This is a genomic window from Methanoculleus sp. UBA374 (genome assembly GCA_002508705.1).
In the GTDB taxonomy this organism is placed as follows: domain Archaea; phylum Halobacteriota; class Methanomicrobia; order Methanomicrobiales; family Methanoculleaceae; genus Methanoculleus; species Methanoculleus palmolei.
On sequence record DAYL01000019.1, the window covers coordinates 84201 to 107634 of the forward strand.

Consider the following 23434-nt stretch of genomic DNA (forward strand, 5'->3'; position numbering starts at 1 on the left):
TCCCGTGTCCGCCCGGGCCCTCTGCCTATATTACGGCCGCCCTCCTCCCGGCCTTGCGCATCACAGCATGTCCCGGGACCGCAGGTCCACTCGCCGCTTTGCTGACCTACCTGCCCGGGATGCCCACGTGGCCCGGGAGTTCGGAAAACGCTGCAAGGACGATATCCACCTCGATCTCCGCCGGCCGGCTCTGCCGCCAGTCGCCGTAGGCGGCAAACGCCGTCGTCATGCCTAGGTGCCTTCCCGGGGCGATGTCGCGGACCAGGCTGTCGCCGACCATTATCGCCTCCGCCGGGGCCGCATTGAGCCGCCGGAGGGCATAAATAAGGGAGTCCGGTTCCGGTTTTCGTTTTCCCGATATATCCGGGGTCACCACGGTCTCGAAGTAATCGATGAGCCCGGTTTTATTGAGCCGCCGACGCGCCTGGAACGTCTCCGCGTCGGTGACGACCGCGAGCCCGATCCCGGCGTCCGCGAGGCGCCGGAGCGTCTCTTCGACGCCCGGATACGCCTCGACCATATCGAGTTTCACGTCCTCATAGGTGCGGCAGCAGACGTCGAACGTCCCGGGCTCGTACACCCCGAGGTCTCTGAGATAGTCGCGGATGTTTCTATGGTCCTCGAACCCGTACGTCCCCCGGAGAAACTGCGAAAAGAGCGTTTCAGGGTCCCCGGTCCCGAGGTAGTCGACCACGCACCGGCATGCCTCCCGCTTTGCTCCGACGAAGTCAAAGAGCGTGTTGTCCATGTCGCAGAGGACCGCCGTTACTTTCTTATGCCGAGTGCCGCAAGTCGCCTGCATATCTCCAGTTCCCTTGTGAATTCATGGTATGTCCCGTCATCCCGAAAGCGCACCTTCAGTTCGTCGAGGTCGTTGCCCTTCCCGCCGAACTCCCCGAAGACGGTGAAACCGTTGCAGCCTATAAACCCGAAGACAGCGGCCAGGTTGAAGATCAGCCGCCGGAATTCCTCTGCCGTGCAGGTCGCCCCCTCCAGTCTATATGGGCGGTCGAAGTAGAAGTACTCGAGCCCCTCGGCCATGCAGAGGTCGGCCATGTAGATATCGGCGGTGAGGAGAACCGGGAGGGCATACCGTTCCTCCTCGAATTTCCGAAGCGCCCGAACGATGTTACGGTCGTTCTCTTCCGTCAGGTGCGTGTGGGGGCCGGGCGCTGCGATCTCCATCGCCCGGTCGCGGATGGTCCGGTACTCCTTCAGCGCGAGGTAGGCCGCTTTCCGGGACCGCTTCGTCCGCTTGTTCTCGAGTTCCCCGATGAACTCCCGCGAGCCCGGTGCGCACGCCGCCATCTCCGCGATCGTCTTCGCCGGGTACTTGCGGTTGATGGCGTAGGTGATCTCGTCCCGGACGGTATCGACGATCAGGTAGGAGGAGTGGTTGATCGCCGGGTTGTTCGACGCAAAACCGTGGTAGAAAAGGTTCGTATCCAGGCCGAAGAAGACATCCTTCTTGAGCTGCCCATAGGATACGCGCATCGATTCAAAGGCGGCCTGGTTTGTGTAACGCGCGATCCCGCTTGCAAACATGCATTCCTGAAGGTCGGCGTAGGATGGAAGTTCGCCGGCGATAGGCCCGTACCCGGAGAGCCAGTTCTGGAAGGTCTCGCGCGTTGCGGGTAGTTCGAGGGCGTAGCCGGTTCCATCGGGGTGTGCGACCAGAATATCCCCCTCATAGAGCGGATACGAAACACGGACTTCGTCGAGACTGTTGAGGAGGACCTGCACCTCGTCCTCCCGAATGACCGCGTCGTGCATCACGGCACCCCTCTCGCATCCTCCATGATATCCCGGATCTTCTGGACCTGGCGCGGGATCATCATATACGGCTTTGCGACGTCGTCGGTGCTCTTCATGGAGAGGTAGTAGATGTGCTGGATATCGAGCCCCGCAAGTGAGACCGCGATGAGCGCCCCGGCGACCGTAACCTTCCTTCCCGAGGTGATATCGATCGCCACGCGGAGCCCCTGCCGGATGAATTCTGCGGCAAGCGAGCGGATTGTCTGTCCGGCCCTTATAAAGTCCAATTCCGGCAGAATTTCCACATCTATTGCCGGGGTGAACCCGTATCCCTCTGAAACTACCCGGATTGCTTCGGCTGCGGTCGATGCATCTCCCGCGTAGGGCTCTTCTGTGACGATTGAGACCCGTTCGAGGCGCAACCCCTTCTCCCGCAGGACTGCATGATAAGCGTTGACGAGCGCCCACGTTGAGCGTCCCAGAAGTGTTATGTAGGCATCGCCGGAAGCGGGTGTCACGGGAGAGATCACTGCTCAAGACTCATCCTGCTGCTATATAGGCTTTGTCGGGAGCCCTCTTTCGGGAAAAAGATCAAAAAGTGGTAATCAGAGCACGATATCCTGTTTTCTTGGGCGGATCTGCTCAATTCGCATGTATTTTGGAACTGAATGAGATGGAATGCGGGATCGTGACGGCATTTCACTGCCGGGGTGCTTAAACAAAGCCTTTGATGCTAAAGAAATCGCAAAATACCGCAAAATATTTGGTAAATCTTTTATGATCCATACCCCCACAGTGGTATAAGAGCGCGAAAATACCCGGGAGAGATTCTGGCACATGGAGACGAGAAAAGTACAATTACGGACACCGGCTGAGATCTGGGGACTGGCGGACCCGGATCAACAGAGGAAAGCGCGTCAGGATGCTATCGACGACGGGGATCTGATCGAGATCACCAGGATGGGGAGGGATGCGGGCATCACCTACCCGATTGCAGTCTCGGCACGGGCCGCAGAGCGTATGGTTCCATTCCCGAATATCCCGCAGGAGACCGTCACGGAGAACTTATGGGATACTCTTCATGCATTCAGGGCCAAGGCCTTTGCCACAACAAAAGAAGAGTTTGAGTTCCAGGTCAGCCTCTACCAGAACGGGCTCGTTCCCAACCTCACCTTCAAGGCCGCGGTCTCGCCGGGAGACGACGGCGAACCGGTCATCACCATCATGCTGCCGGACGAGGACTGGGAGACGATCGGATGCGGCTGCCGTCATAGCGCGGGCGACAGGATGCTCACCGTCGACGACGTCGCCTCGACCCTTAACTTCACTCCCGGCCGGATCCGGGAGTTCATCCGGGAGGAGCGGATCCCGGCGGTCAAGTGTGGGGGGTCCTGGCGGATCAAGCGTTCAGAACTTGAACGGATCATGAACGAAGGTTTCTGACCGGTTCATATGGGACGGCGGAAAAACAATAGTTTTTCTGAACGTTTCTGTCGTTCGCCAGCGGTTCTGCCAGTTGCCATACCGCCTGTCCGGATAACCGTCAGGCGTTTTTCCGGGCATGGATCTGCCGCACTGTCCGGTCCTGTATGATATCCGTTCCGGTGCCTCGCATCTCATCTGGCCTGGTCCCGATGTCGTTTCCATCTGTTTGTCAGGGATATGCGCTACCTGGGCGTCGGGGCAGGAGCCCCGGGAAGAGGGTGACCCCCCCATATGCTCTCCTGAAATATGATCTATTTAAATTTTTTCTTATTGATAAGACACATAAAACAAACATTTTTAATTTTTAGACGTATAGTTCTCTTAATGTGCGTCGAGGGCCCACGAGTATTCCCGGACTGTTCTTTCGCCTATTCCATGGCGGGTATCGGCGATTTTACGGCAAAACCGTTAGATTGCGAAGGTGGGGAGGTGCCCCATCCCGATGACCGTGCCAGTTTCGGGATATCGTGTGGCCTCTGGCGTGCGATCTTCTGGGGCACCTGTATTATTCTCCTTTTTCTTGGAGCGGAGGTACTGGGGGTGTCTTCGGTGCCGGCGATCGATGCAGCATGCCCCATTGTATGCTTTCCCGGGCTCTTCGGGCCGAATGGATCTTCGTTCCTCAGGTACCGGATGAAGAGGTCCGCCGAAGGGGGCGGCAAGGAGGACGATTCGGGGGGTCACGACCCTGACCCTGGCGCCTCCCTGCCGGATTCCAGTGCGCCGGACGAACCCGCCCGTGCTGACGGCGAAGAAAATATTCTCAATAGATTTGAAAAGATCCCCGAGGCCCTTCGGCAGTTTGACAGCCTCATCTACGGGGAGAAACCGGGTGCGGACCTTTCTTCCGGCAAACCGATCGAAGCGGAGAGGCTCCCTGCCCTTCCTCCACGGCACAGCCCGGATGACGGCGCGTCCGACGACCCGGACAATTTTCCGGAGCGTTCCATGGATGATCCGCTCCCGGTGAACTCCAAACCCTTCAAACCGCCCGACTCCGACGATAAGGGCGATGAACCGTCTCTTCCGGGCCTCGTCCGTGATGCCTGCCTGCCGGAGGATGAGTCTGGTCCTGACGAACCTGCGGTAGTTTCTGTCGTGGAAGAGCGTCCCATTGCGTCACTCGTCGACGACCTCGGCAGTGACGATGCCGGTATCCGTGAACGCGCCGCACATGCCCTCGCAGAGCGCGGAATCGACGCCGTGGCTCCTCTGATCCGGGCTCTTGCTCTTGTGGACGACGGGAGGCGGTGGTGTGTCGCCGAAGCCCTTGCCCTGATCGGCGAAGATGCAATTCCGGCATTGATTGCTGCACTTGGAGATCCCGGGACGCAGGCAGGAGCGGCTGCAACGCTTGTGCGTGTCGGCGAACCTGCCGTGCCGTCGCTCATCGCAGTGCTTGCCGGCACCGACGACGAAGTGCAGTTCGGTGCCCTCTATGCCCTCCATGAAATCGGCGAGGCGGCTGTCCCTGCCCTTGTCGATGCTCTCGATGCGCCCGACGGGGGCATCCGGAGGGCTGCCGCTTCTGTTCTTCGGGAACTCGGGTGGAAGGCGCCTGATGAAGCCGGAACAATCCGGTATCTTATTGCCACCGAGGCGTGGCTCGATGTGGCGGAACACGGTGAAGCCGTGATCGATCCTCTCATCCGCATCCTGCGGTCTCCGGATCGGGAGATCTGGTGGAATGCCGCCCGGACCCTCGGGGAGGTCGGCGGTGCAGCGGTCGGTCCTCTGGTCGATCTCCTGCGCGAAGCAGGTGATGAGGTGCGGCCGCTGGCGGCGATGGCACTCGCAGAGATCGGGTCTTCCGCGGTCGATCCGCTCATCCGGTTGCTTTCCGACTCCTCCCTCCGGAATACGGCGGCGGCAACCCTGATAAAGATCGGGGAGCCGGCGATAGAGGCATGTATCCAGGCCCTGGACGGCGCGGATGCGGACGTGCAGGCGGCGCTCCAAAACGTCCTCTGTGCGTTCGGCGACGCGGCGGTCCCATCTCTGATCCAGGCACTGACCTCCGATCGGTCCCGTGCTCCTGCCGCTACGATCCTGGATCGGATGGGCTGGGAGCCCTGGAGCGACACCGAACGGGCATGGTACCTGATCGCCCGGGAGGAGTGGGTGGAACTCGCCTTGATGGGTGCGCCGGCGGTCGAGCCCCTGATCCGGACGCTCAACGGCGGCGATGACCGCATACGCGGCGAAGCTGCGGCGACGCTCGGCGAGATCGGCGATCCTGCGGCTGTCGGGCCGCTCGTGGATGCCCTTGCCGACGAGGCCGTTGCCCCGGCAGTGGCGGATGCGCTCGTTGCCATCGGGAAGCCAGCCGTACCTCCGACTCTTGCGCTGCTTGAAGAGAGGACCGGTGCCGCCCTCTCGAATGCCGTCGAGGTGCTGGGCAGACTCGGGGCGGACGAAGCGGTTCCGGCACTCGTTGAACTCGTCAGGAGCGGCGGCGACCGCCTTCACCGGAAAGCCGTCGACGCCCTGGTCGGCATCGGTGCGCCTGCGATAGGCCCCCTTATCTCCCTCCTCGGCGAGGACGGCGACGGGCACACGGGAGCAGTGGCGGCGCTCACCGGAATCGGCGACGCCTCATCCGGGTCGCTTGCCGCCGCGCTTCGCGATGAGAACGTCCTGACCCGCATGGGGGCCGCCACCGTCCTCGGGAGGCTTGGCTGGGCTCCTGCAGGAGAGGAGGAGCAGGTTGTCTACCTGATTGCGCTGCAGCGGTGGTCCGACACTCCGGCCCTCGGGGCTGCGGCCGTCGACCCCCTGGTTGCGCGGCTCGGCGATCCGGACCCCGGCGTGCAGATGGGTGCGGCGGAAGCGCTTGCCCGGATCGGGGCGCCTGCGGTACCTCCTCTGGTCCGCCTGCTCGGCGATGAGGCCGGTTCCGCGCTCGCAGGCGATACGCTGGTACGGATCGGCGAAGCAGCCGTAGATCCGCTGATCCGTGCTCTCGGCGACGATGCGCTCCGGCAGGCTGCCGCCGGGGTGCTGGTCCGGGTCGGGCGCCCCGCTGCCGGTGCGCTCGTTCCAACCCTCGGGCTTTCCGACACGGGCGAAATTACGGCAGAGATCCTGGCGGCAATGGGCGAACCTTGTGTCGATGTCCTGGTCGGTGCGCTCGGGAGCGACGACGCCCGGATCCGACAACGGGCGGGGGATGTGCTCGTCGGCCTCGGCGATATCGCTATCGGCCGGCTTATCGGAGCATTGGGGTATCCGGACGGTGCCCTCAGGATCGGGGTGATCGATACGCTCACCCGGATCGGCAGACCGTCGACGGCCGGCCTTATGGAAGCACTTTCGGACGAGCGCTACCGTGTGCGGCTGGGCGCGGCGGAGGTCCTTGGTAGAGCCGGCTGGGTTCCGGAGACCGGGGAGGAGACCGTCCTCTACCTGATCGCAAAGGAGCAGTGGGCCTCTGTTGCAGAGACCGGGCCCGGTGCCGTCGAACTGCTGATCCGGACGCTCAACGATCCCGACAGCGCAATCCAGATGGGTGCGGCCCGGGCGCTCGGCATGATCGGGGCTCCCGCGGTCGCGCGACTGACCGACGAACTCCGTACGGAGCAGGACGGCAGGCAGAGGAAGGCGGTCGAGGCACTCAAGTTGATCGGGGCGCCCGCGGTCGTGCCGCTCATCGACGCCCTTCAAGACCGTGACTGGCGCATCCGCCTGGGAGCGGCGCGTGCGCTTGTCGCTATCGGGGACCCCGCGGTCGATCCGCTGGTCCGGGCTCTTCGAGAGGGCTCCCCGGCGGTCCAGATGGGAGCTGCGGCGACGCTCGGTAAGATCGGAAGCCCGACGTCCATCAAGCCGCTTACCGATGCGCTCCTGCATGACGACTGGCGCGTGGGGCGCGTTGCGGTGCGGGCGCTCGGCATGCTGGGCGAGGCGGCAGTCGAGCCGCTTCTGTCCGTCCTCCGGGAGGGGAACGATACGGCCTGGAGGGGTGCGGTTACGGCTCTTGTGCTGATCGGCGATGCGGCGGTGCGGCTGCTCCCCGGTGCGCTCACGGACGGGCATTTCCGTGTCCGTGCCGGGGCCGCGGATGCGCTCGACCGTCTGGGCTGGTCCCCGGAGCCGGGGGAGGAGACGGTTCGTTACCTGATCGCGAAGGAGCAGTGGAGCGATCTCGCCCGGGTGGGCGAAGCGGCGGTTGAGCCGCTTGTCGCGGTGCTCAACGACCGCGACGACAGCATCCGGCGGCGGGCGGCCATGGCCCTCGGTGAATTGCGCGACCCCCGGTCGGTCCCGGCGCTCATGACCCTCCTCCACGACGACTACTACAGCAACCGGCGAGAGGCTGCGGCGGCGCTCGTTGCGATCGGAGCCCCTGCCATGGCTTCCGTCGTCTCCGCTCTCGGCGACGGGGACGGCGATGTCAGGAAGCGTGCGGCGGATGTGCTGGCCGAGATCGGGGATGCACGGGCGGTCGAGGCTCTCAGGAATATCTTCAACGATGAGGACTGGTATGTCAGGAAGGCTGCCGAAGACGCGGTGGAGCGGATCCGGGAGCGGACCGGCGGTGCATCGGGCGAGTAGCGGTGCAGAGGGGAGGTTTCGTCAAGAATCCGGGAGCCGTCCGCTGGCGCCTTCGGTGTATATTTATGCGTTCCGTCCCAACATTTCCGCATGTGGGCCGACATTTCACGGGAGTTTGCCGATTCACCGTCCCAGGGCCGGGTAATCCGTTTTATGCTTGAGAACGGGTTCGGCATCAATGAGGAGGGACGCATTGTCTGTAACGACATCGAGATCCCCAACACGCACATCGGCAGGGCGATCGACACCGACCGCAGGGTCGTCGACGCCACCGCCCGCCGCATCCTTGAAAATCCCGGGCTGCGTGAATTTTTCATCAGGATGCGCGCGGTGCCAGACCTCTCCCTGGTCTCCGAGGTCCTCGGCCTCTCGGTGATCACGCTCTACCCGAAAGATGCACATCAAAAAGGGATCGTCGGCGCGGCGGTCAAAGTTCTTGTCGACCACGACCTTTCCATCCGCCAGATCTTCGTCACCGACCCATACCTCGCAGAAGAGCCGAGACTCGTGATGATCGTGGACGAGTCGCGGGTCCCGGCGTCGGTCTATGAAGACCTGCGGGCGCTCCCGCAGGTGCAGCGGCTGGTTATCTGAAGAGTTCCATCTCCTGCCCCAGTCGGCAGATCCGCTTTCTCTGCCGTCTCGGAAGGGCGATTGCCTGCCCCAGCCGCTCCTCCATGGTGATGACGCGGGTCCCTTTCACCAGGTTATCCGCGTTGGCGACGATCTTCTCTTCGAGCGTCTGCGGAATGCAGTCGCGCGGCGTCAGGTTGAGGAGCGAGCACTCGTCGGCCGTCAGCCCGGCACCGATGTGCCGCTCGACGATGGCGACGACGCCCGGGTCAAGACCGAACGAGCGGCATATCTCGCCGCCCACCTCGGCGTGGCGAATATCGTGCGTTACTCCCCGGCCGATATCGTGGAGCAGGGCACCAATCCGGACCAGGTCGCGGTCGACGATCGGATCGGTTGCATAGGCGAGTGCAAGGTCGCGCACCGCCCTGCAGTGCGCGATGACGCCTTCGGAGCACCCGGCGCGCCTGAGAAGGTCGATACAGTCCTGCTCACGCACTTCCAAGGCTCTCCTTGATCTTGTCGACCCTTCTTCTGAGAGCAGTGGCGATGAGTTCATTGTCGAAATGTTCGAGCATCTTCTCACAGTTCGGGCACTCGAAGTTCCAGTTCGCCGCATCCGTGAAGGTGTAGATGGCGCCGCAGTTCTTGCACATGTAAAAGTCGTTCTTTTCTTCGTAGGCGAGCCGGACATCAAGGTGTTCGAGCACGTCCCGGATCTCTTCTTCGAGTACGTCGTGGATACGGTCCAGGCGGAGATGCCAGAGGTAGGTGAGCCACCCGGTCTCGGCGTTCTTCAGCCGCCGGTACTCGGCAAGGCGCTTCTCGTAGAGCGTGTACAGCGTGTGGCGAACGGTGTTGAGGTTGACTCCGGTAATCTCGGCAAGTTCCTCGTCACTGTGTTCCCCTTCTTCGGGGAACCGCCTGAGAAGTTCGATACCCTCCTCTCCGATCATGCGCAGGATGTATGCGTTGATCGCCGGATTGTTTAACAGTTCAGCGACGGATGCCATGCTAAAATCTCCCCATAGTCAGGTATTGCATAATAGTTACGGTTTCGGGATCGGTGCGCACCATATTCTGCTCTCAATCTTTAACTTCTTTTCCCGTCGAAGGGGCCGGAGAGCCCGTGCCCGGGGCTCACTCACCGGTCATCCTCCGGACCGCCCCGATGTTTTTCTCAAGGTCCACGGAGGCTTCCGCCTCCGTTTTCCCGCATCCGTAGACGCTCACCAGGGCATGCCCCTCTTCAAACTCGGTGCCGGGCCATGGAATATCGGCGATGCGGGGTGCAAGCGCCGAAAGATCGGCATCAAGCCGCATATCCCGCTCCGCAAAGAGGATCCGCCGGATCGCAACCCGCCCGACCTTCGGCCTCGTCTCCGGGAGCACCCCACGGCAGGCGTCCATGTGCATGGCAAAGACGCTCGTTCCGGTTGCCGCCTCGACCGTGTCCAGGGTGGCCTGAAACCGCGGGTTGATCTCGATCGCCCAGGGTTTCTCCCCCGCCATGAAGTCGACCCCGACCGAGCCCACGCACCCGCTCATAGCAGCGATCCGCTCGGCCGCCGCGATCATCTCCCCGGCGAGAGGGTGGGCGAACGGCGTGACCGACCCGGCAAACCCGTGCGCGCTCTCGCCGTTGCCCCGCAGGATCTGCCGGTTGACGGCGACGGCCAGCGCACGCCGACCGTCGGCAACGCAGGAGACGCTCGACGGGACCCCGTCGACGAGTTGCTGCGCAACATACGGCACGTCCGGCCAGGTCTCCTTCCATCGGCGGAGTTCTTCGCTGTTCATCACGACCGTGTTCCTCCATCCCCCCGCTCCACGGCGCGGCTTGACCATCGCCGGAAACCGCCCGTCTTCGGCAAGCGGCGGGATCGGCACGTCCAGCCTCTCGAAGAACCGCTGGATCTCCAGTTTGTCAAGGAACCGCTCTACCTTCCGGGGCGGTGTGCCGCAGATCGGGATCGTCGTCCCGATGGTCTCGGCGCCCGAAGCGACGACCAGCGCGTCGACCGGGTGGCGGGCGGCAAGTTCGGCGATCTTTCCCGGAAGGTCGGTGAGGTCGTCGAACGAGAGGCAGTCGTCCGTGCACCAGGTGAGGTCCTGGTCGCAGAAGTGGTCGACGGCGTAGACCGTGTAGCCGGCCCGGCGGGCCGACTGAGCGATGTGCCGCGTGGCGAACCCGGCAACCAGCACCCGACCCTTCACGTCTCCACCGTTCTCTTTCCCGCCTTTGTCGGCTCAATCCGGATCTTTGCATCCGGGTACTCCCGGTTGAGTTCCTTTCCCTCATAGAGGTGGTCGAGGAAGAGGGCGAGGCTTGAGATCTCGGAGTGAGGCTGGGTCGTCACCGAGACGTTGTAGTCGGCGAGGCCGTAGATCTCTCCCGGCACCTTCTCCGCGCCGACCACGACGAGCACCCGCTCCTGGCTCCGGATCTCGTCGATGACGTCGGTCATCCGAAGTCCGTACATCGTGAGGTGGGCGACCTTGCCGCCGCCCGCCTTCCAGTCCCTGATGCACCGCCGCCACGCCACGTTGTTCTCCACAAAAAAATCTCCTCCCCACCGGGAGGCTACGTCCTCGATGCTGGCGACCACGCCCCGGTCGTCTGCAGCGAGGTACATCCCCCGTGCCCCGAGCGCCCGCGCCGCGAGCCCGACATGCGTCGTCACCCGCTGGTCGCGTTCGGGCCGATGCCCGATCCTGAGCACCGCTACTTCCGGCATGTCACTCCCTCCTCTTTGCCTTGACAACGCCGTTTTCGATGACGAACGGAAGTTCTTCCTTTGCATACCGGCACTGACACTCGATCAGCGACTCCTGGATGGAGAGGAGCCGCACCGTCTCCCCGGACCGACGGACCAGAAGATAGCGCTCAAGGCGCTCAAGCGATCTCGTGACCGCATCGGCTTCGAAACCGGTGGCTGCTACCAGGTTTTCGACCGTAACGCCCCCGGTTTCGGGAATCCGGTGGTATATGGCCCAGTCCAGATCTTCCTCACGCACACCTATTCTTTTTTCCGGGTAGACCGATATAGTTATTCATGCGCCGCCTGCACCGTTCCGGCTCTGCATGCCGCTATCCGTGCGGTTTGTTCGCCGGGCATCGGGCGCGACGGAAGATACGGTGGGAACCGAGTATGGTCAATTATGCGGAACTGGCGGACCTTGCCGACAGGCTCTTTGAGGCAAGCAACGACGACGACGAACTTCTCGCGGAGCGACTCGATACGCTTGACGGAGAGACCCGGGGAGCGCTGCTCTCCTCCGACTTCCTCAACGCCTATCAGGTCTTTTACTATTACTTCCGGGAGACGCCGGACGACCTGATCCTGGAGCGGCTGCAACTCCATGCGGCATCGGACCTCGCCCGGGGGATCGTCATCGAGGAGTTCGATATCTACGAGGTGGTTTTCGGCGTGGAGGACGGGAGGCCGTTCCTCATCCTCACCGACGGCGAGACGACGCTCGCGCGGTTCGAAGGAGAGCGGGCATACGCCGAACTGGTCCGGTACCTGGACGAATCCTTCTAGACGGGCGGCCGTCCGGCCGTGATCAGCCGCTCGTCCACGTTCGCCCGCACGACCGGGGGAAGGTCTCCCCAGCGGATCACCGCGTCGCCGATGACGGCAAGCACGCCAGAGACGCCGGTTCCCGGGAGGACGTCGAGGACCGACGTGTCGTTCGGCGTAATCCGGTTGCAGACCGCCGTCGCCCAGGCGTCCGCGACGGCGACATCGTGGGCGAACACCGTCACGGCGTCGGCGATGCCGAAACTGATGGACGGTCCCACCGTAGCCGATGATGTGCAGATGCCGAGGATCTCTTTTTCCGGCGGGACCCGGAACGCAATCCTTCCACTTAAGGAAGATGCGCCGGCAAAGACGCCGACCTTTATCTCCCGGTCGCTCACGAGGGCGATATCTCCCCCGTTGTCGATGAGGCCGAACGACGCGCCGGCCGTAACCATCGCCTCCACCCCAGCCTCGGCGATGGCGCCCGCCACGGCCGCCATGGGGCCGACCCCCGCCCCTGCAGCGGCCCGCGCCATGCGGCCGGCCGTCTTCTCCGGGGATTTCGGGGTGTACGGCTCAAACGTCGCCGAAAAATAGGGATCGCGAGTGACCTGCCGCTCGACCTCCTGCCGGGCGGTCATCATGCCTGTTTTGGCCGCCGCAATCTGCCGGGGGTCGTCGGCAAGGATCGTCGCGATCGTCTGCCGAAACTCGAAGTGCTCCCGAATCATCCCTGTTGAGAGAGGGCGCCGTGCGGGCATGCCTGGATGCACCTGCCGCAGAGGACGCACCGTTCGGGCCGCACATGGAGGCGCCACTCTCCGTCGAAGGAGAAGACCTCCTGGGGGCAGATGCTGATGCAGGCCCCGCAGTCGACGCACTCGGCTTCGTCAAGCGTGACGGCGTTCTCCATCGCGCGGACCGCGACCCCCAGTTCTTCGAGGCGCCGCCGGACTCGGTCCGCATCCGTATCGGGGACGTCGATCAGCACCTCCCCTGCCATCGAGTCGATGTTGGCCTTCTCGACGTTGATGAGGACGCCGGTCTCCTTCACCACGCGGGCGATCACCGGCTCCCTTCCCGGGTCGGCCTTCCCTTTCCGCGAGAACGCGAGCAGGAGTTTCATTGCCGCCGCCTCCCGCCGAAGAGCTTCCCGAGATCGATCGCCGAGAGGATGCCGACCACCCGGTTCGCCGCATCCACCACCGGAAGCGCGCTGATGTTGTTCTGCTCCAGTTTCCGGGCGGCGATATCCACCGGCTCATCGGGGGTCGTCCGGATCACCTGCCGGGTCATGATGTCTTTCACCTTCTTCAACCGCCCGTCGTACACCACCGCCTTCGAGACGTCGTAGGTGGTGATGATCCCGGAGAGCGTGCCGTTGCCGTCCAGGACCGGGAGATGGTTCGTCTCGCCCCGGAGCAGCCGTTTTGCCGCAACCCGGATCTCATCGTCCTCCGTGATGCTGATCACCTCCCGGTTCATGATGTCGCGGACGCGGGGGATCGCGGCCGTCTCCCGCATGGGCTTTACGCGTTTTGCCGGGTCGATCCGCCGGGTGGGGAGGGCCAGTTCCATCTTTCCCGCCTCTATCCAGGCTTTCAGTTCCTGCGCCACCGCCCGTGCCTTCCGGTAACTGGAGAGCGACGACGTCCTGACCGCTTCACCGCCGATCTCAACGGACCCGCTCTTTAGGTCGGCGTAACTGACCCTTGCAAGCGCCGGCCGGTCCCGCCGGGGTGTGCCGTAATCGATGACGTCGGTCAGGATATCCTCGTCGCGCACCGCGGTGCTTCGGACGATCCCGGTATCGAGCACCGGTATCGGGACGCCGACGCCGAGATAGAGCGTCACGCCGTAGCCGTTCATCACCGCTGCGCGCAGGAATTCCTGCCGCATCTGTTTCAGGTCCCCGGTCACCATCAGCGTACCAAAGCTGCTCCCCGCCGAATGCTGGGTGCCTTCGCCGACGACCATGCCAGCCGCACCGGCAAGGAATATCGGGACGCCGCTCCCGATGACCTGGAAGTTCGGGTCGTTTGCGAGCGGCGAGAGGGTCCCTGCGCCGGAGTAGGAGACGTTGCCGCACCGCGGGAGGAGCGTCCCCATATAGGTGTGGAGCGTCCTGTCGGTGGCGTTCGTCGCCGCGTTGTAGCGCTGGTAGGAGTTCCTCGGGTTTACCATGATCGCCTGGTTCATGTCCTCAAGCAGCAACTCCGTGGTGACGCTCCGGCGCGGGTAGCAATCGGTCCCGTGGGAGGTTGCCCGCAGTTCAACAGTGCCTCCGGAGACGAGTTCCTCAAGGACATGGGCGCCGCCGTAGGGCTGGTCCCTGTCTTCAGCCTCCTCTGTTGCACCGAGGTAGGCGTCGACCGCCGCGATGCCGGCGTATGCTTCCACATCGTTGAGCCAGATACGCTCCATCCTGATGGGGGGGTCGGCGTGCCCGAAGTTGAAGAATGCGCCGGAGGAGCACATTGCCCCGAACGTCCCGGTCGTGACGACGTCGACCTCCTCCAGTGCCCCTTCCTCTCCTAATTCGTCGACAATGGCCGGCATCTCGTCGGCGGTGACAACTCGTACACTGCCGTCTCGTATCCGGGCATTGATGAGGTCGAGGGACTTTTCCATGAGCCTTTATTCATTTTAGAATATTTATAAGTGTTGATTATTACTTTTAGTAATATGCACCCGATTACGGTTCATTCCGTTACGGGATCAATCCGGGCCGAAAAAGAGGTGAATTCTGTCGTTTCAGTTCCGCTTCCGCAGGCCCACGAAAAGCCCGAGGACGCCGAGCGCTCCCACCACGGCGAAGGGCGCCATGCCTGCTTTCGCGGTCGGGTTCGGCACGGCCTCAAGCGAGGCCGAGGCAGATGCGGTGCTTCCGGAACCGACCTGGACGCTGGTCGACCAATCGTTGTAACCGGCGAGCGCCACCCTGACCGCATGAGTGCCGGCGGTAATACCGTCAATGGTCAGCGGGGTGACGCCCTTATAGGCGTTGTCGATGTAGACCCCGGCGCCGGAGGGGGAAGAGGTGACCTCAATGGAGCCCGTTGCGCTTCCGGAGGCGGGCTGGAGGGCTGCACTGACATGGGTCGTGGTCGCTTTGCTGACGGTAACCGATGTCGTGTAGTCCTGGTATCCGCCGAGAGCGACTTTCAGGGTATGGGAGCCGACCTGAACGTTCGAGATCGTAAATCCTCCGGACGGGGAGGTCTGTCCCTGAAGATTTCCGTCGAGGTAGACATTTGCCCCTGCCGGGTAGGAGACCACGTCGATAGCCCCGGTAGTTTCGGAGGGAATGGCTGCCATCCGGGCTTCGACGTAACGGGTCACGCCGGAGGTCACGGATACGGTTGTCGCCCAGTCATAGTAGCCGGCGAGATCAAGTTCGATGTTATGGTTCTTTGCCGAGACGCTGTTGAGCGTCAGGGGCGTCCGTCCCTTGTAGACTCCGTCCATGTAGACATACGCGCCGCTCGGGCTGGAAGTGACGGTGATCGCACCGTGCTGCTGGACCGGCTTCAGAGTGAACTGAACGTTCGACTGCTGTCCTGACCTGACGGTGACGGTGGTCTGGTCGGACTGGTAGCCAGTTTGCTCGGCCTCAAGCGAATAGGTGCCGGGGCTGAGGCCATCGATCGTGAGCGGCGTTACGCCCCGGTAGTTTCCGTTCAGGTAGACCGCCGAGCCGGAAGGGCTGGATGTGGCGTAGATCGAACCGACTGTCTGGACCGGCTGCAGCGTCGCGTAGACGTCCACGGTCTCGCCCGCCGCGGGGCTCGATGGCAGGCTGCCGGAATACGTCTGGTAGCCGTTCTTCTCGACCCGGATGGTGCTGTACGGCGTCCCGGTTGTGTAGACCGGGACATTGATCGTTCCTCCGTATGTGGTACCCTGATAGTGTCCGTCAAAATACACGTCCGCACCGTCGATGTTGCAGTGGACGCGGTACCATGCTTCATCTCCTCCGATACCTGCAGCGACGGCGGGGATGCCGGCACAGAGGACGAGGAGCATCATTCCAGTGATAACGTTTTTCAGCATGCCTCTATCTCCGATAGACAAATGTCGATTTTTTTGATGATAATCATTTCCATATGATATACTCGATATCTACCGGTTTTAGGGGATATTCTCTCTTTTCGTTGATGCGTTTGCGAAACGTTCAAATAATTGCGAACTCGCCCCGTCCGATACCCCATTCACCTTTTATTCTATGATGCCCATGGTATTCTCATGGATATCGAGGGCTTCATCGCCGCAATGGAGCGGATCGCTCCGCCGGAACTGGCCGAAGACTTCGATGACGGGAGGATCGGTCTCGTCGTCGAGGGGAAGGAGGAGATCGGGACCGTCTGCTGTGCGCTCGACGCAACACAGCGGGTGGTGGACGCTGCCGTTCTTGCCTGCGCGGATATGCTGGTCGTCCACCATACGCCTCTCTGGAACCCGATCTCCGCGGTCAGGGGTCCTCTGTCGCACCTGCTCCGAACCCTCCTTTCTACCGGCACGAACCTCTATGTCATGCATACGAACTTCGACCGTGCCGAAGGCGGCGTCAACGACCTCCTGGCCGCGAGACTCGGTCTTTCGCGGACGGAGCGGATGACCGTCGGCCTCGTCGGCGACTGTTCCCTCGATGCGAACGAGATCGCCCGCCGCCTCTCCGGCGGCGGAATACGGGTTTACGGGGAGACCGGGACGATCCGGCGCCTGGCGGTCGTGGGGGGGAGCGGGTTTGACCCCGACCTGATCCGGGAGGCCGTCGACCTCGGAGCGGAAGCCTTCCTCTCGGCGGAGTTGAAGCACCATGTGGCCCGTGCATCGCCCATACCCTGCCTTGAAGCCACTCACTACGCGCTCGAAGCACCCGCCATGGAAGCCCTTGCCTCCCGTATGGGATGGCATTATATCCCTGATCCGCCACACGTAGTGGTAATTCCATGAGCGGCATCTGGCAGAAGATCGAGCAAACCCGGGCGCTGACGCCGGAGTTCCGCACCTGCATCGAGCGTATCTACGGGGAGCGGGGAAGCAAGGCGCTCAGAGCCGTCGACGAAGGGCAGGTGAAGCGTTACCGCGACTTTTTCATCGTGGTGGGACGCAGCAACGAGTACATCGTCGAAGACGACTTCTGCACCTGCAGCGACTTTCTCTTCCGGGGCCGCGAATGCTGGCACATCCTTGCGGTACGTATCGCCGAGCGGACGGGATTATACGAATCCTACGATCTCTGGTACCAGGACACATGGAAACTTTAAACTTTCTGCACAAACAACTATATCGGTCACAATCATACCAGATTATGCTGCGTGATTTCCAATGCTCGAAGAAGAATATACGCTCGATTATTTCCGATCTCAGGGATTTGAACGGAAGGTCTGCAAGAGTTGCGGGGCGGCCTTCTGGACCCGGGACCCTGAACAGGAGTTTTGCGGCGACGCACCGTGCGTGACGTATAACTTCATCGGCAACCCGGTCTTCAAGCCCCATACCGTTGATGAGATGCGGGAGGCGTTCCTCTCGTTCTTTGAGCGGCACGGCCATACACGCCTCGAACGATACCCTGTGGCCGCACGGTGGAGGGACGATATTTACCTCACCATCGCATCCATCGCCGACTTTCAGCCGTTCGTCACGAGCGGGGTCGTTCCCCCGCCGGCGAACCCGTTGACCATCTCCCAGCCCTGCATCCGCTTAAACGACCTTGACTCCGTCGGCAGGTCGGGGCGTCACCTGACGCTCTTTGAGATGATGGCGCACCATGCTTTCAATACCCCGGGCGAGCAGATCTACTGGAAGGACGAGACGGTCGCTCTCTGCGATGAGTTCATCGCGTCTATCGGGGGCGACCCCACCCGTGTCAGTTATAAGGAGCACCCCTGGTTCGGCGGCGGGAACGCCGGGGCGTCCGTCGAGGTACTCATCGGCGGCCTCGAAGTTGCAACGCTGGTCTTCATGAACCTCGGACGGCAGAAGACCGATCAGCCGCCCGTCGATGTGAACGGAGTGCCTTACTACCCGATGCCGCTGAACATCGTGGACACCGGATACGGCCTTGAGCGGTTCGTCTGGGCCTCAAAGGGTTCGCCGACGATCTACGATGCGGTCTTCCCGGAGATGGTAAGCCGCCTGATGCGTTCGTCTCATCTGGAGCACCTCCTCGACAACCCGGAGTTCACGAAGATCATGGGCCTGAGCGCCCGGTTCGCCGGGGTGATGGACATCTCCGGGACGAATCTCTACAACCTCCGGCGGAAGGTCGCCGAGGCGATCGATGTGCCGGTGGAGCGGCTGGAGCGGATCGTCGTCCCGATCGAGAAGGTCTATTCGGTCGCCGACCACACCCGCTGCCTCGCCTACATGCTCGGCGACTGCATCGTTCCCTCGAATGTCCGGGAAGGGTATCTCGCCCGGCTCGTGCTCCGCCGGACGCTCCGGATGATGAACGATCTCTCGATGGACGAGGACCTGGCGGACCTCGTGGAGGCGCAGATGCAGATCGTGGGGACCGAGAACTTCGGGCAGGACGTCGCCGTGGTCCGCGAGATCGTGGCGAACGAGGAGGAGAGGTATGCAAGCACCCTCGAGCGCGGGACCAGGATCGTCCAGAAGATCGCCCGGAACTACAAGGCAAAGAGTGCGCGGGTTCCCCTTTCGGAGGTCATCACCCTCTACGACTCGCACGGCATTCCGCCCGAAGTGGTGAAGGACGTCGCTGCCGCCGAGGGGGCCGTCGTGGAGATCCCCGACAACTTTTACTCGCTGATCGCCGATATGCACTCGGAAGCGCAGAAAGAGGCGAAAGGTGAGGACCCGCTTGCCCCCTACCGCGAGCGGGCCGAATCCCTGCCCCCGACGAAGAAACTCTACTACGAGCAGTCGGGCAAGGTCGAGTTCGAGGCGATGGTGCTCGATTACTTCGACGGGGTGGCGGTGCTGGACCAGACGCTCTTTTACCCCGAAGGCGGCGGTCAGCCGTCCGATACCGGCACCCTCGTGACGTCCGAGAGCGTGGTGCGGGTGGAGGAGGCGGTAAAAATCGGCGAGGTGATCCTCCACCGGGTCACGGGCGGCTCCCTGAAGCGCGGCGACCGGGTGAAGGGTGTGGTGGACGAGGAGCGCCGCCTGTCGTTGACGCGCCATCACACGGCGACCCACATCCTCCTGTACGCCGCAAAGAAGGTGCTCGGCGCCCACGTGCACCAGGCCGGCGCCCAGAAGGGGAGCGAGGTCTCCCGTCTGGACATCCGGCACTATACGCATATCACGCCCGAGGAACTCCAGCGGATCGAGATAGAGGCGAACCGTATGGTCATGGCCGATACCCCGGTCTATATCAACGTCGAGGAGCGGACGAAGGCCGAGCAGAAGTACGGGTTTGGTCTCTACCAGGGCGGCGTTCCGCCGGGCCGGAATATCCGGACGGTGCAGGTGGGGAGCGACGTCCAGGCGTGTGCCGGAACCCATGTCCGGACAACCGGGGAGATCGGGTTTATCCGGGTCGTCGGCGTTGAACACATTCAGGACGGCGTCGAGCGGCTGGTCTTTGCTGCCGGGCTTGCCGCCGTGCACGCCGTGCAGAACATGGCGGGGCTCCTCCAGGCGTCCGCCGATGTGGTGAGCGTCCAGCCCGAGAACCTGCCCGCGACGGTGGCACGCTTCTTTTCGGAGTGGAAGGAGCAGAAGAAGGAGATCGAGCGCCTCCAGAAGAAGGTAGTGGACCTTCAGGTGCAGCACCTCGGCGGCGAGACGGTCGACGGGGTCAGGGTTGTCGTCAGGCAGGTGGATGCGGATCAGAAAGAACTCGTTGCGCTTGCCACTCTCGTCTCTGATGAGGGTGGCGTGGCGCTCTTTGTATCGGCAGACGGAACCGTGAAAGTGGTGGCGGCGTCGGGCGTATCGGCGGTGAATGCTGTCGACGTCGTCCGGGAGGTCTGCAGCATCCTCGGCGGCAGGGGCGGCGGCAAGCCGAACCTTGCGCAGGGCGCCGGAACGGATGCCTCCCGGCTCGACGAGGCGCTCGAACGTGGGCGCAGCCGGATCCTTGAAGAACTCCATGGTTGACGAAGTTGTCGTTATTCAGCCGGGCGATGAACGAGCGCAGAAGATCGCACGGGCAATGGCGAGCCAGACGGCGAATGCGGTCATCCAGACTTTCGGTGCCGGGCCGCTGACGTCGTCGGAGGTTGCGCGGCGGATGGCGATCCCCATCACCACCGCCACCTATCACATCGAAAATCTCCTTGATGCCGGGCTCCTTAAGGTTATGACGACCCGCTGGAGCGAGAAAGGACGCGAGGTGAAGGTCTATGGCCTTGCTAACCAGGTGTTCATCATCGCCCCTCAGGAAAGCGATCTCCGGTCGGTGTTGCGGAAGTACACGATGCTCTTCGGGATCGTCGTCCTCGCGAGCCTCGGTCTTCTGGCGTTCCTTCCGGCGGTACTGCCGGGCCTTCAGGACGCGTCGTCGCCCGAACCGAAGATTGCCGGCGTCAATGAGGAACTCTCGGCACTTCGGGCCCCCCTCGATACCGCCGGGGTGCCGTCGGTCCACGACCTGGTGATGGGCTTCTTCTTCGGAGCGTGCGCGGTGCTACTCGTACTGATGGTCTACGAGGTCTATTACTGGTGGCGCACCTCCGGGCGCTATCGGGCGGAAAAAGAACAGGGTGAGTGAAACAGGGTCCGGGATGATAAAAAGGGTTTTGGGTCTTTACTCATCGCCCCCTGACAACTCCGTCATTCTGGGGTTTTCCACTTCCGGCTTCAACTTTTGCCCCGCATTTCGGGCATCGCGTCTTTTTCGGGTTGATCTCTGCACCGCAACTGTAGCATTTTGGCATGGTTTATCACCACACTATGCCTGATAGGAGCCTGCTACCATAAGGTTATCCAATGGCGATCCCGGTCGAAATATCTGTATAGAAAGGAATCGCCGGTATGCGTCCCTGAATATGTCATCCGACGTTTTTTTCGCGATGTTGTTCTCTCCGTATTCGCGGGGTCGATGCCGGTCCTTGCTCGGAGAAGACCGGGTTCATCAGGGCTCTGCGTTAACCTGTTCGATACGCGTCCGGGTATATTATCCTGTAAATCGGGTCATCTGGATTTTTTGACATCCAGCATATATTTGTATGTGGATAAAAATTATAATCCCGCTCGTCAACTATGATCTATGCTCGGCATCGTCCCTGATATCGGCCCAGAGGTCTTCTCCCTGGTCATAGTCCCGTTATTCATCTTCTTTGCACGGATCTGTGACGTTACTATCGGGACGATGCGGATCATCTTCGTCGCCCGGGGGATGAAGATGGTCGCCCCGATCCTCGGCTTTTTCGAGGTCTTCATCTGGATCGTGGCCATCGGCCAGATCGTTCAGAACCTCACGAATCCGCTCAACTACTTTGCTTATGCGGCCGGGTTCGCCACCGGAAACTATGTCGGCATGCTCGTCGAGGAGCGGCTGGCGATGGGGCTTGCGCTCATCCGGATCATCACCCAGAGGGACGCAACAAATCTCATCGACTCCCTCCGCGCCGCCGGCTACGGGGTGACGGTCCTCGACGCCCAGGGGAAGATGGGCCCCGGCAAGGTCCTCTTCCTGGTGGTCAAGCGAAAGAACATCCGGGACGTGGAGAACGCCATCCACACGTTTAATCCGAAGGCGTTCTACTCCATCGAGGACGTCCGTCGGGCGGCCGAAGGGACGTTCCCGACCGTCACGCCGGGCCCGACTCCGTTTCACCCCTCTTTCGTCAGGGTCATCCGGAAGGGGAAGTGACCTCCGGATAGGTTATCCGGTAGACGGCACCGGCCCGGTCGTCCGAGACCAGGAGCGAACCGTCGTTTGCAATCTGCACGTCCACGGGCCGTCCCCAGGCTTCACGGCCCTGGAGCCAGCCTTCCGCGAAGACCTCGTAGGAGGTGGGCGTACCGTTGTCAAGGGTGACCATCGTCACCCGGTAGCCGACCAGCTCCGCCCTGTTCCAGGACCCGTGCTCGGCGATGAAGATCCGGTCGCGATACTCTTCCGGGAACTGCTCGCCGTCATAGAACCGCATGCCGAGCGCTGCGACGTGCGGCCCGAGTTCCTGTTCCGGCGGCGTGAAGTCCTCGCACGATCGCCCCGCCCCGAACTCGGGGTCGGGGATCGAAGAGCCGTGGCAGAAGGGGAACCCGAAGTGCATCCCGGGTTCCGGCGCCCGGTTCAGTTCGTCGGGCGGGACGTCGTCGCCGAGCCAGTCGCGGCCGTTGTCGGTGAACCAGAGGTCCCCGGTCTCCGGGTGCCAGTCGAACCCTACCGTATTCCGGATGCCCCGGGCGTAGGTCTCGAGATCGGTCCCGTCCGGGTCCATCCGGAGGATGGTGCCGAACCGCTCGTCGTCGGGGTCGCAGACGTTGCAGGGCACACCTACCGGAATGTAGAGTTTCCCGTCGGGTCCGAACGCGATGAATTTCCACCCGTGCAATGCTTCATCGGGAAATGCGTCGCTCACCACCTCCGGTTCGGGCGGGTTCGAGAGGTCCGTCTCGATATCGTCGTAACGCAGGATGCGGCCGATCTCGGCGACGTAAAGCGAACCGTTCCGGAAGGCGACGCCGTTCGGGGAGTCGAGACCGCCTGCGATGGTGATCACCTCATCGCCTCTTCCGTTGCCATCGCGGTCGGGGATGGCGTAGACGTTTCCGGGATCACGACTTCCGACGAAGAGCGTCCCGTTTGGGGAGATCGTCATCGACCTCGCCCCGGTGACGTTCCCGGCATAAACATCGATGGTAAACCCCGGCGGGAGGGTGATCGTATCGAGCGGCAGGGTGCCGCCGGTGCCGCCGGGCGGCATCACGACGGCCACGACGATGCAAAGGAGGCTAAACACTGCAACGGCAGCAAAAATAATGACGATCCGGCGTGTCATCTGGAGTCATCTCCAGGACTCCGGATGACGGGCGTGGATATAGCCGTTACTCACGGAGGGCCACCGCCCTGGTCGCTCATGTTTGTGCAGGCGCTTGGCCGGGCGCGCGGAGGCCCGAACGGATGCGTAGGTTTATCTATTCTGCAGGAAGAACCACCCATGTCGCCAACCGGCATAGGAGACAGACCATGATAACCATTGTTGCTAAATGCAGCGTAAAACCGGGTAAGGCAGATGAACTCGTGGAGATCGCCCGCGATGTCGTCGAAGCGAGCAGAAAAGAAGCCGGGAACGAGTCCTACAACTTCTATGCAGACCTCGCCGACCCCACGAAATTTACATTTGTCGAGGTCTGGAAAGACCAGGCCGCAATCGATTTTCACAGCGCCACCCCCCATTTTCTGGGCTTCGTGGAGAAGGCGGGACCCCTGTTTACCGGTCCGCTCGACATCGCCCAGTACCGAAAACTCACCTGAACCCTCCTTTTCCGAAACGGAAAAGTTCTTCTCACCCTCTTCTCTTTCTCCCTGCATGATTAAAGCGACATCCGGTTCGTGAAATTTCCAGCATTCTCAACACAGAACATAGTCATATGCCCGTCTGCCAATCGTG

Annotated in this window: 23 protein-coding genes; 10 read left to right on the forward strand and 13 right to left on the reverse strand. The window is 62.2% G+C overall.

Going from position 1 to position 23434, the window contains the following annotated elements:
* Nucleotides 1–106: 106 nt before the first annotated feature.
* Genes BRA42_RS06075 through BRA42_RS06085 form a run of 3 tightly spaced genes read right to left on the reverse strand, consistent with a single transcriptional unit; the run spans nucleotide 107 to nucleotide 2285 of the window.
* Nucleotides 107–802 (reverse strand): HAD family hydrolase, encoded by a 696-nt coding sequence (locus tag BRA42_RS06075; protein ID WP_292410926.1) that lies wholly within the window; start codon nucleotides 800–802, stop codon nucleotides 107–109.
* Nucleotides 766–1773, reverse strand: coding sequence for a hypothetical protein (locus BRA42_RS06080; protein ID WP_292410927.1), 1008 nt, complete (start codon nucleotides 1771–1773; stop codon nucleotides 766–768). Before BRA42_RS06080 ends, BRA42_RS06075 begins: the two co-directional genes overlap by 37 nt.
* Nucleotides 1773–2285 (reverse strand): hypothetical protein, encoded by a 513-nt coding sequence (locus BRA42_RS06085; protein WP_292410928.1) that lies wholly within the window; start codon nucleotides 2283–2285, stop codon nucleotides 1773–1775. The genes BRA42_RS06080 and BRA42_RS06085 overlap by 1 nt, the downstream gene beginning before the upstream one ends.
* Nucleotides 2286–2592: 307 nt before the next feature.
* Between BRA42_RS06085 and BRA42_RS06090 the strand changes: the two genes are divergently transcribed.
* The 3 genes from BRA42_RS06090 (at nucleotide 2593) to BRA42_RS06100 (ending at nucleotide 8388) form a co-directional block, all read left to right on the forward strand.
* Entirely contained in the window at nucleotides 2593–3198 is a 606-nt protein-coding gene (locus BRA42_RS06090; protein ID WP_292410929.1) for a helix-turn-helix domain-containing protein, read from the forward strand.
* Nucleotides 3199–3564: 366 nt separating this feature from the next.
* Entirely contained in the window at nucleotides 3565–7794 is a 4230-nt protein-coding gene (locus BRA42_RS06095; protein ID WP_292410930.1) for a HEAT repeat domain-containing protein, read from the forward strand.
* Nucleotides 7795–7884: 90 nt separating this feature from the next.
* Nucleotides 7885–8388: a regulator of amino acid metabolism, contains ACT domain protein gene (locus tag BRA42_RS06100; RefSeq protein ID WP_292410931.1), complete on the forward strand. Its 504-nt coding sequence runs from the start codon at nucleotides 7885–7887 to the stop codon at nucleotides 8386–8388.
* Here BRA42_RS06100 and BRA42_RS06105 read toward each other — a convergent pair.
* The 5 genes from BRA42_RS06105 to BRA42_RS06125 form a co-directional block, all read right to left on the reverse strand.
* Nucleotides 8381–8866: an HDIG domain-containing metalloprotein gene (locus BRA42_RS06105; protein ID WP_292410932.1), complete on the reverse strand. Its 486-nt coding sequence runs from the start codon at nucleotides 8864–8866 to the stop codon at nucleotides 8381–8383. The two genes, BRA42_RS06100 and BRA42_RS06105, sit on opposite strands and share 8 nt — an antisense overlap.
* Entirely contained in the window at nucleotides 8859–9380 is a 522-nt protein-coding gene (locus BRA42_RS06110; RefSeq protein ID WP_292410933.1) for a transcription factor, read from the reverse strand. Before BRA42_RS06110 ends, BRA42_RS06105 begins: the two co-directional genes overlap by 8 nt.
* Nucleotides 9381–9507: 127 nt before the next feature.
* The gene (locus tag BRA42_RS06115; RefSeq protein ID WP_292410934.1) at nucleotides 9508–10584 is read right to left on the reverse strand and encodes an ATP-grasp domain-containing protein; all 1077 of its coding nucleotides are present in this window, start codon (nucleotides 10582–10584) and stop codon (nucleotides 9508–9510) included.
* Nucleotides 10581–11105, reverse strand: a complete 525-nt coding sequence (locus BRA42_RS06120; RefSeq protein WP_292410935.1) for a tRNA (cytidine(56)-2'-O)-methyltransferase — start codon at nucleotides 11103–11105, stop codon at nucleotides 10581–10583. Before BRA42_RS06120 ends, BRA42_RS06115 begins: the two co-directional genes overlap by 4 nt.
* Before the next feature lies 1 nt (nucleotide 11106).
* Complete coding sequence (locus BRA42_RS06125; protein ID WP_292410936.1) at nucleotides 11107–11385, reverse strand: MarR family transcriptional regulator; 279 nt, start codon at nucleotides 11383–11385, stop codon at nucleotides 11107–11109.
* 134 nt (nucleotides 11386–11519) lie between these two features.
* Between BRA42_RS06125 and BRA42_RS06130 the strand changes: the two genes are divergently transcribed.
* The gene (locus tag BRA42_RS06130) at nucleotides 11520–11912 is read left to right on the forward strand and encodes a hypothetical protein (protein WP_292410937.1); all 393 of its coding nucleotides are present in this window, start codon (nucleotides 11520–11522) and stop codon (nucleotides 11910–11912) included.
* Here BRA42_RS06130 and BRA42_RS06135 read toward each other — a convergent pair.
* From BRA42_RS06135 to BRA42_RS06150, 4 genes are all read right to left on the reverse strand, one after another.
* Complete coding sequence (locus BRA42_RS06135; protein WP_342771868.1) at nucleotides 11909–12625, reverse strand: UPF0280 family protein; 717 nt, start codon at nucleotides 12623–12625, stop codon at nucleotides 11909–11911. The genes BRA42_RS06130 and BRA42_RS06135 overlap by 4 nt on opposite strands.
* On the reverse strand, nucleotides 12622–13020 hold the full coding sequence (locus tag BRA42_RS06140; protein ID WP_292410939.1) for a 4Fe-4S binding protein: 399 nt from the start codon (nucleotides 13018–13020) through the stop codon (nucleotides 12622–12624). The genes BRA42_RS06135 and BRA42_RS06140 overlap by 4 nt, the downstream gene beginning before the upstream one ends.
* Nucleotides 13017–14525 carry a homocysteine biosynthesis protein gene (locus tag BRA42_RS06145; protein ID WP_292410940.1) on the reverse strand — a complete coding sequence of 503 codons (1509 nt, stop codon included), beginning with the start codon at nucleotides 14523–14525 and terminating at the stop codon, nucleotides 13017–13019. The genes BRA42_RS06140 and BRA42_RS06145 overlap by 4 nt, the downstream gene beginning before the upstream one ends.
* Before the next feature lie 123 nt (nucleotides 14526–14648).
* The gene (locus tag BRA42_RS06150; protein ID WP_292410941.1) at nucleotides 14649–15947 is read right to left on the reverse strand and encodes a PEGA domain-containing protein; all 1299 of its coding nucleotides are present in this window, start codon (nucleotides 15945–15947) and stop codon (nucleotides 14649–14651) included.
* 192 nt (nucleotides 15948–16139) lie between these two features.
* On the opposite strand from BRA42_RS06150, the gene BRA42_RS06155 reads away from it, so the two are divergent.
* From BRA42_RS06155 to BRA42_RS06175, 5 genes are all read left to right on the forward strand, one after another.
* Entirely contained in the window at nucleotides 16140–16850 is a 711-nt protein-coding gene (locus BRA42_RS06155) for a Nif3-like dinuclear metal center hexameric protein (protein ID WP_292410942.1), read from the forward strand.
* Nucleotides 16847–17164 (forward strand): SWIM zinc finger family protein, encoded by a 318-nt coding sequence (locus BRA42_RS06160; RefSeq protein ID WP_292410943.1) that lies wholly within the window; start codon nucleotides 16847–16849, stop codon nucleotides 17162–17164. The genes BRA42_RS06155 and BRA42_RS06160 overlap by 4 nt, the downstream gene beginning before the upstream one ends.
* A gap of 61 nt (nucleotides 17165–17225) precedes the next feature.
* Entirely contained in the window at nucleotides 17226–19970 is a 2745-nt protein-coding gene (gene alaS / locus BRA42_RS06165) for an alanine--tRNA ligase (RefSeq protein WP_292410944.1), read from the forward strand.
* Nucleotides 19963–20583, forward strand: a complete 621-nt coding sequence (locus tag BRA42_RS06170) for an ArsR/SmtB family transcription factor (protein ID WP_292410945.1) — start codon at nucleotides 19963–19965, stop codon at nucleotides 20581–20583. Before alaS ends, BRA42_RS06170 begins: the two co-directional genes overlap by 8 nt.
* 498 nt (nucleotides 20584–21081) lie before the next feature.
* Complete coding sequence (locus BRA42_RS06175; protein WP_342770271.1) at nucleotides 21082–21687, forward strand: DUF2179 domain-containing protein; 606 nt, start codon at nucleotides 21082–21084, stop codon at nucleotides 21685–21687.
* On the opposite strand, the gene BRA42_RS06180 is transcribed toward BRA42_RS06175, so the two are convergent.
* Entirely contained in the window at nucleotides 21668–22822 is a 1155-nt protein-coding gene (locus tag BRA42_RS06180; protein ID WP_342770272.1) for a sorbosone dehydrogenase family protein, read from the reverse strand. The two genes, BRA42_RS06175 and BRA42_RS06180, sit on opposite strands and share 20 nt — an antisense overlap.
* 188 nt (nucleotides 22823–23010) lie before the next feature.
* Between BRA42_RS06180 and BRA42_RS06185 the strand changes: the two genes are divergently transcribed.
* The gene (locus tag BRA42_RS06185) at nucleotides 23011–23298 is read left to right on the forward strand and encodes a putative quinol monooxygenase (protein ID WP_292410948.1); all 288 of its coding nucleotides are present in this window, start codon (nucleotides 23011–23013) and stop codon (nucleotides 23296–23298) included.
* Nucleotides 23299–23434: the final 136 nt, after the last annotated feature.

Excerpts from the sequence above, each read along its gene's own strand:
- BRA42_RS06075 (WP_292410926.1), bottom strand. The coding sequence starts at position 802 with ATGCAGGCGACTTGCGGCACTCGGCATAAGAAAGTAACGGCGGTCCTC.
- BRA42_RS06080 (WP_292410927.1), bottom strand. The coding sequence starts at position 1,773 with ATGCACGACGCGGTCATTCGGGAGGACGAGGTGCAGGTCCTCCTCAAC.
- BRA42_RS06090 (WP_292410929.1), top strand. The coding sequence starts at position 2,593 with ATGGAGACGAGAAAAGTACAATTACGGACACCGGCTGAGATCTGGGGA.
- BRA42_RS06095 (WP_292410930.1), top strand. The coding sequence starts at position 3,565 with ATGTGCGTCGAGGGCCCACGAGTATTCCCGGACTGTTCTTTCGCCTAT.
- BRA42_RS06100 (WP_292410931.1), top strand. The coding sequence starts at position 7,885 with ATGTGGGCCGACATTTCACGGGAGTTTGCCGATTCACCGTCCCAGGGC.
- BRA42_RS06110 (WP_292410933.1), bottom strand. The coding sequence starts at position 9,380 with ATGGCATCCGTCGCTGAACTGTTAAACAATCCGGCGATCAACGCATAC.
- BRA42_RS06120 (WP_292410935.1), bottom strand. The coding sequence starts at position 11,105 with ATGCCGGAAGTAGCGGTGCTCAGGATCGGGCATCGGCCCGAACGCGAC.
- BRA42_RS06130 (WP_292410937.1), top strand. The coding sequence starts at position 11,520 with ATGGTCAATTATGCGGAACTGGCGGACCTTGCCGACAGGCTCTTTGAG.
- BRA42_RS06135 (WP_342771868.1), bottom strand. The coding sequence starts at position 12,625 with ATGATTCGGGAGCACTTCGAGTTTCGGCAGACGATCGCGACGATCCTT.
- BRA42_RS06140 (WP_292410939.1), bottom strand. The coding sequence starts at position 13,020 with ATGAAACTCCTGCTCGCGTTCTCGCGGAAAGGGAAGGCCGACCCGGGA.
- BRA42_RS06145 (WP_292410940.1), bottom strand. The coding sequence starts at position 14,525 with ATGGAAAAGTCCCTCGACCTCATCAATGCCCGGATACGAGACGGCAGT.
- BRA42_RS06150 (WP_292410941.1), bottom strand. The coding sequence starts at position 15,947 with ATGCTGAAAAACGTTATCACTGGAATGATGCTCCTCGTCCTCTGTGCC.
- BRA42_RS06155 (WP_292410942.1), top strand. The coding sequence starts at position 16,140 with ATGGATATCGAGGGCTTCATCGCCGCAATGGAGCGGATCGCTCCGCCG.
- BRA42_RS06160 (WP_292410943.1), top strand. The coding sequence starts at position 16,847 with ATGAGCGGCATCTGGCAGAAGATCGAGCAAACCCGGGCGCTGACGCCG.
- alaS (WP_292410944.1), top strand. The coding sequence starts at position 17,226 with ATGCTCGAAGAAGAATATACGCTCGATTATTTCCGATCTCAGGGATTT.
- BRA42_RS06170 (WP_292410945.1), top strand. The coding sequence starts at position 19,963 with ATGGTTGACGAAGTTGTCGTTATTCAGCCGGGCGATGAACGAGCGCAG.
- BRA42_RS06175 (WP_342770271.1), top strand. The coding sequence starts at position 21,082 with ATGCTCGGCATCGTCCCTGATATCGGCCCAGAGGTCTTCTCCCTGGTC.
- BRA42_RS06180 (WP_342770272.1), bottom strand. The coding sequence starts at position 22,822 with ATGACACGCCGGATCGTCATTATTTTTGCTGCCGTTGCAGTGTTTAGC.
- BRA42_RS06185 (WP_292410948.1), top strand. The coding sequence starts at position 23,011 with ATGATAACCATTGTTGCTAAATGCAGCGTAAAACCGGGTAAGGCAGAT.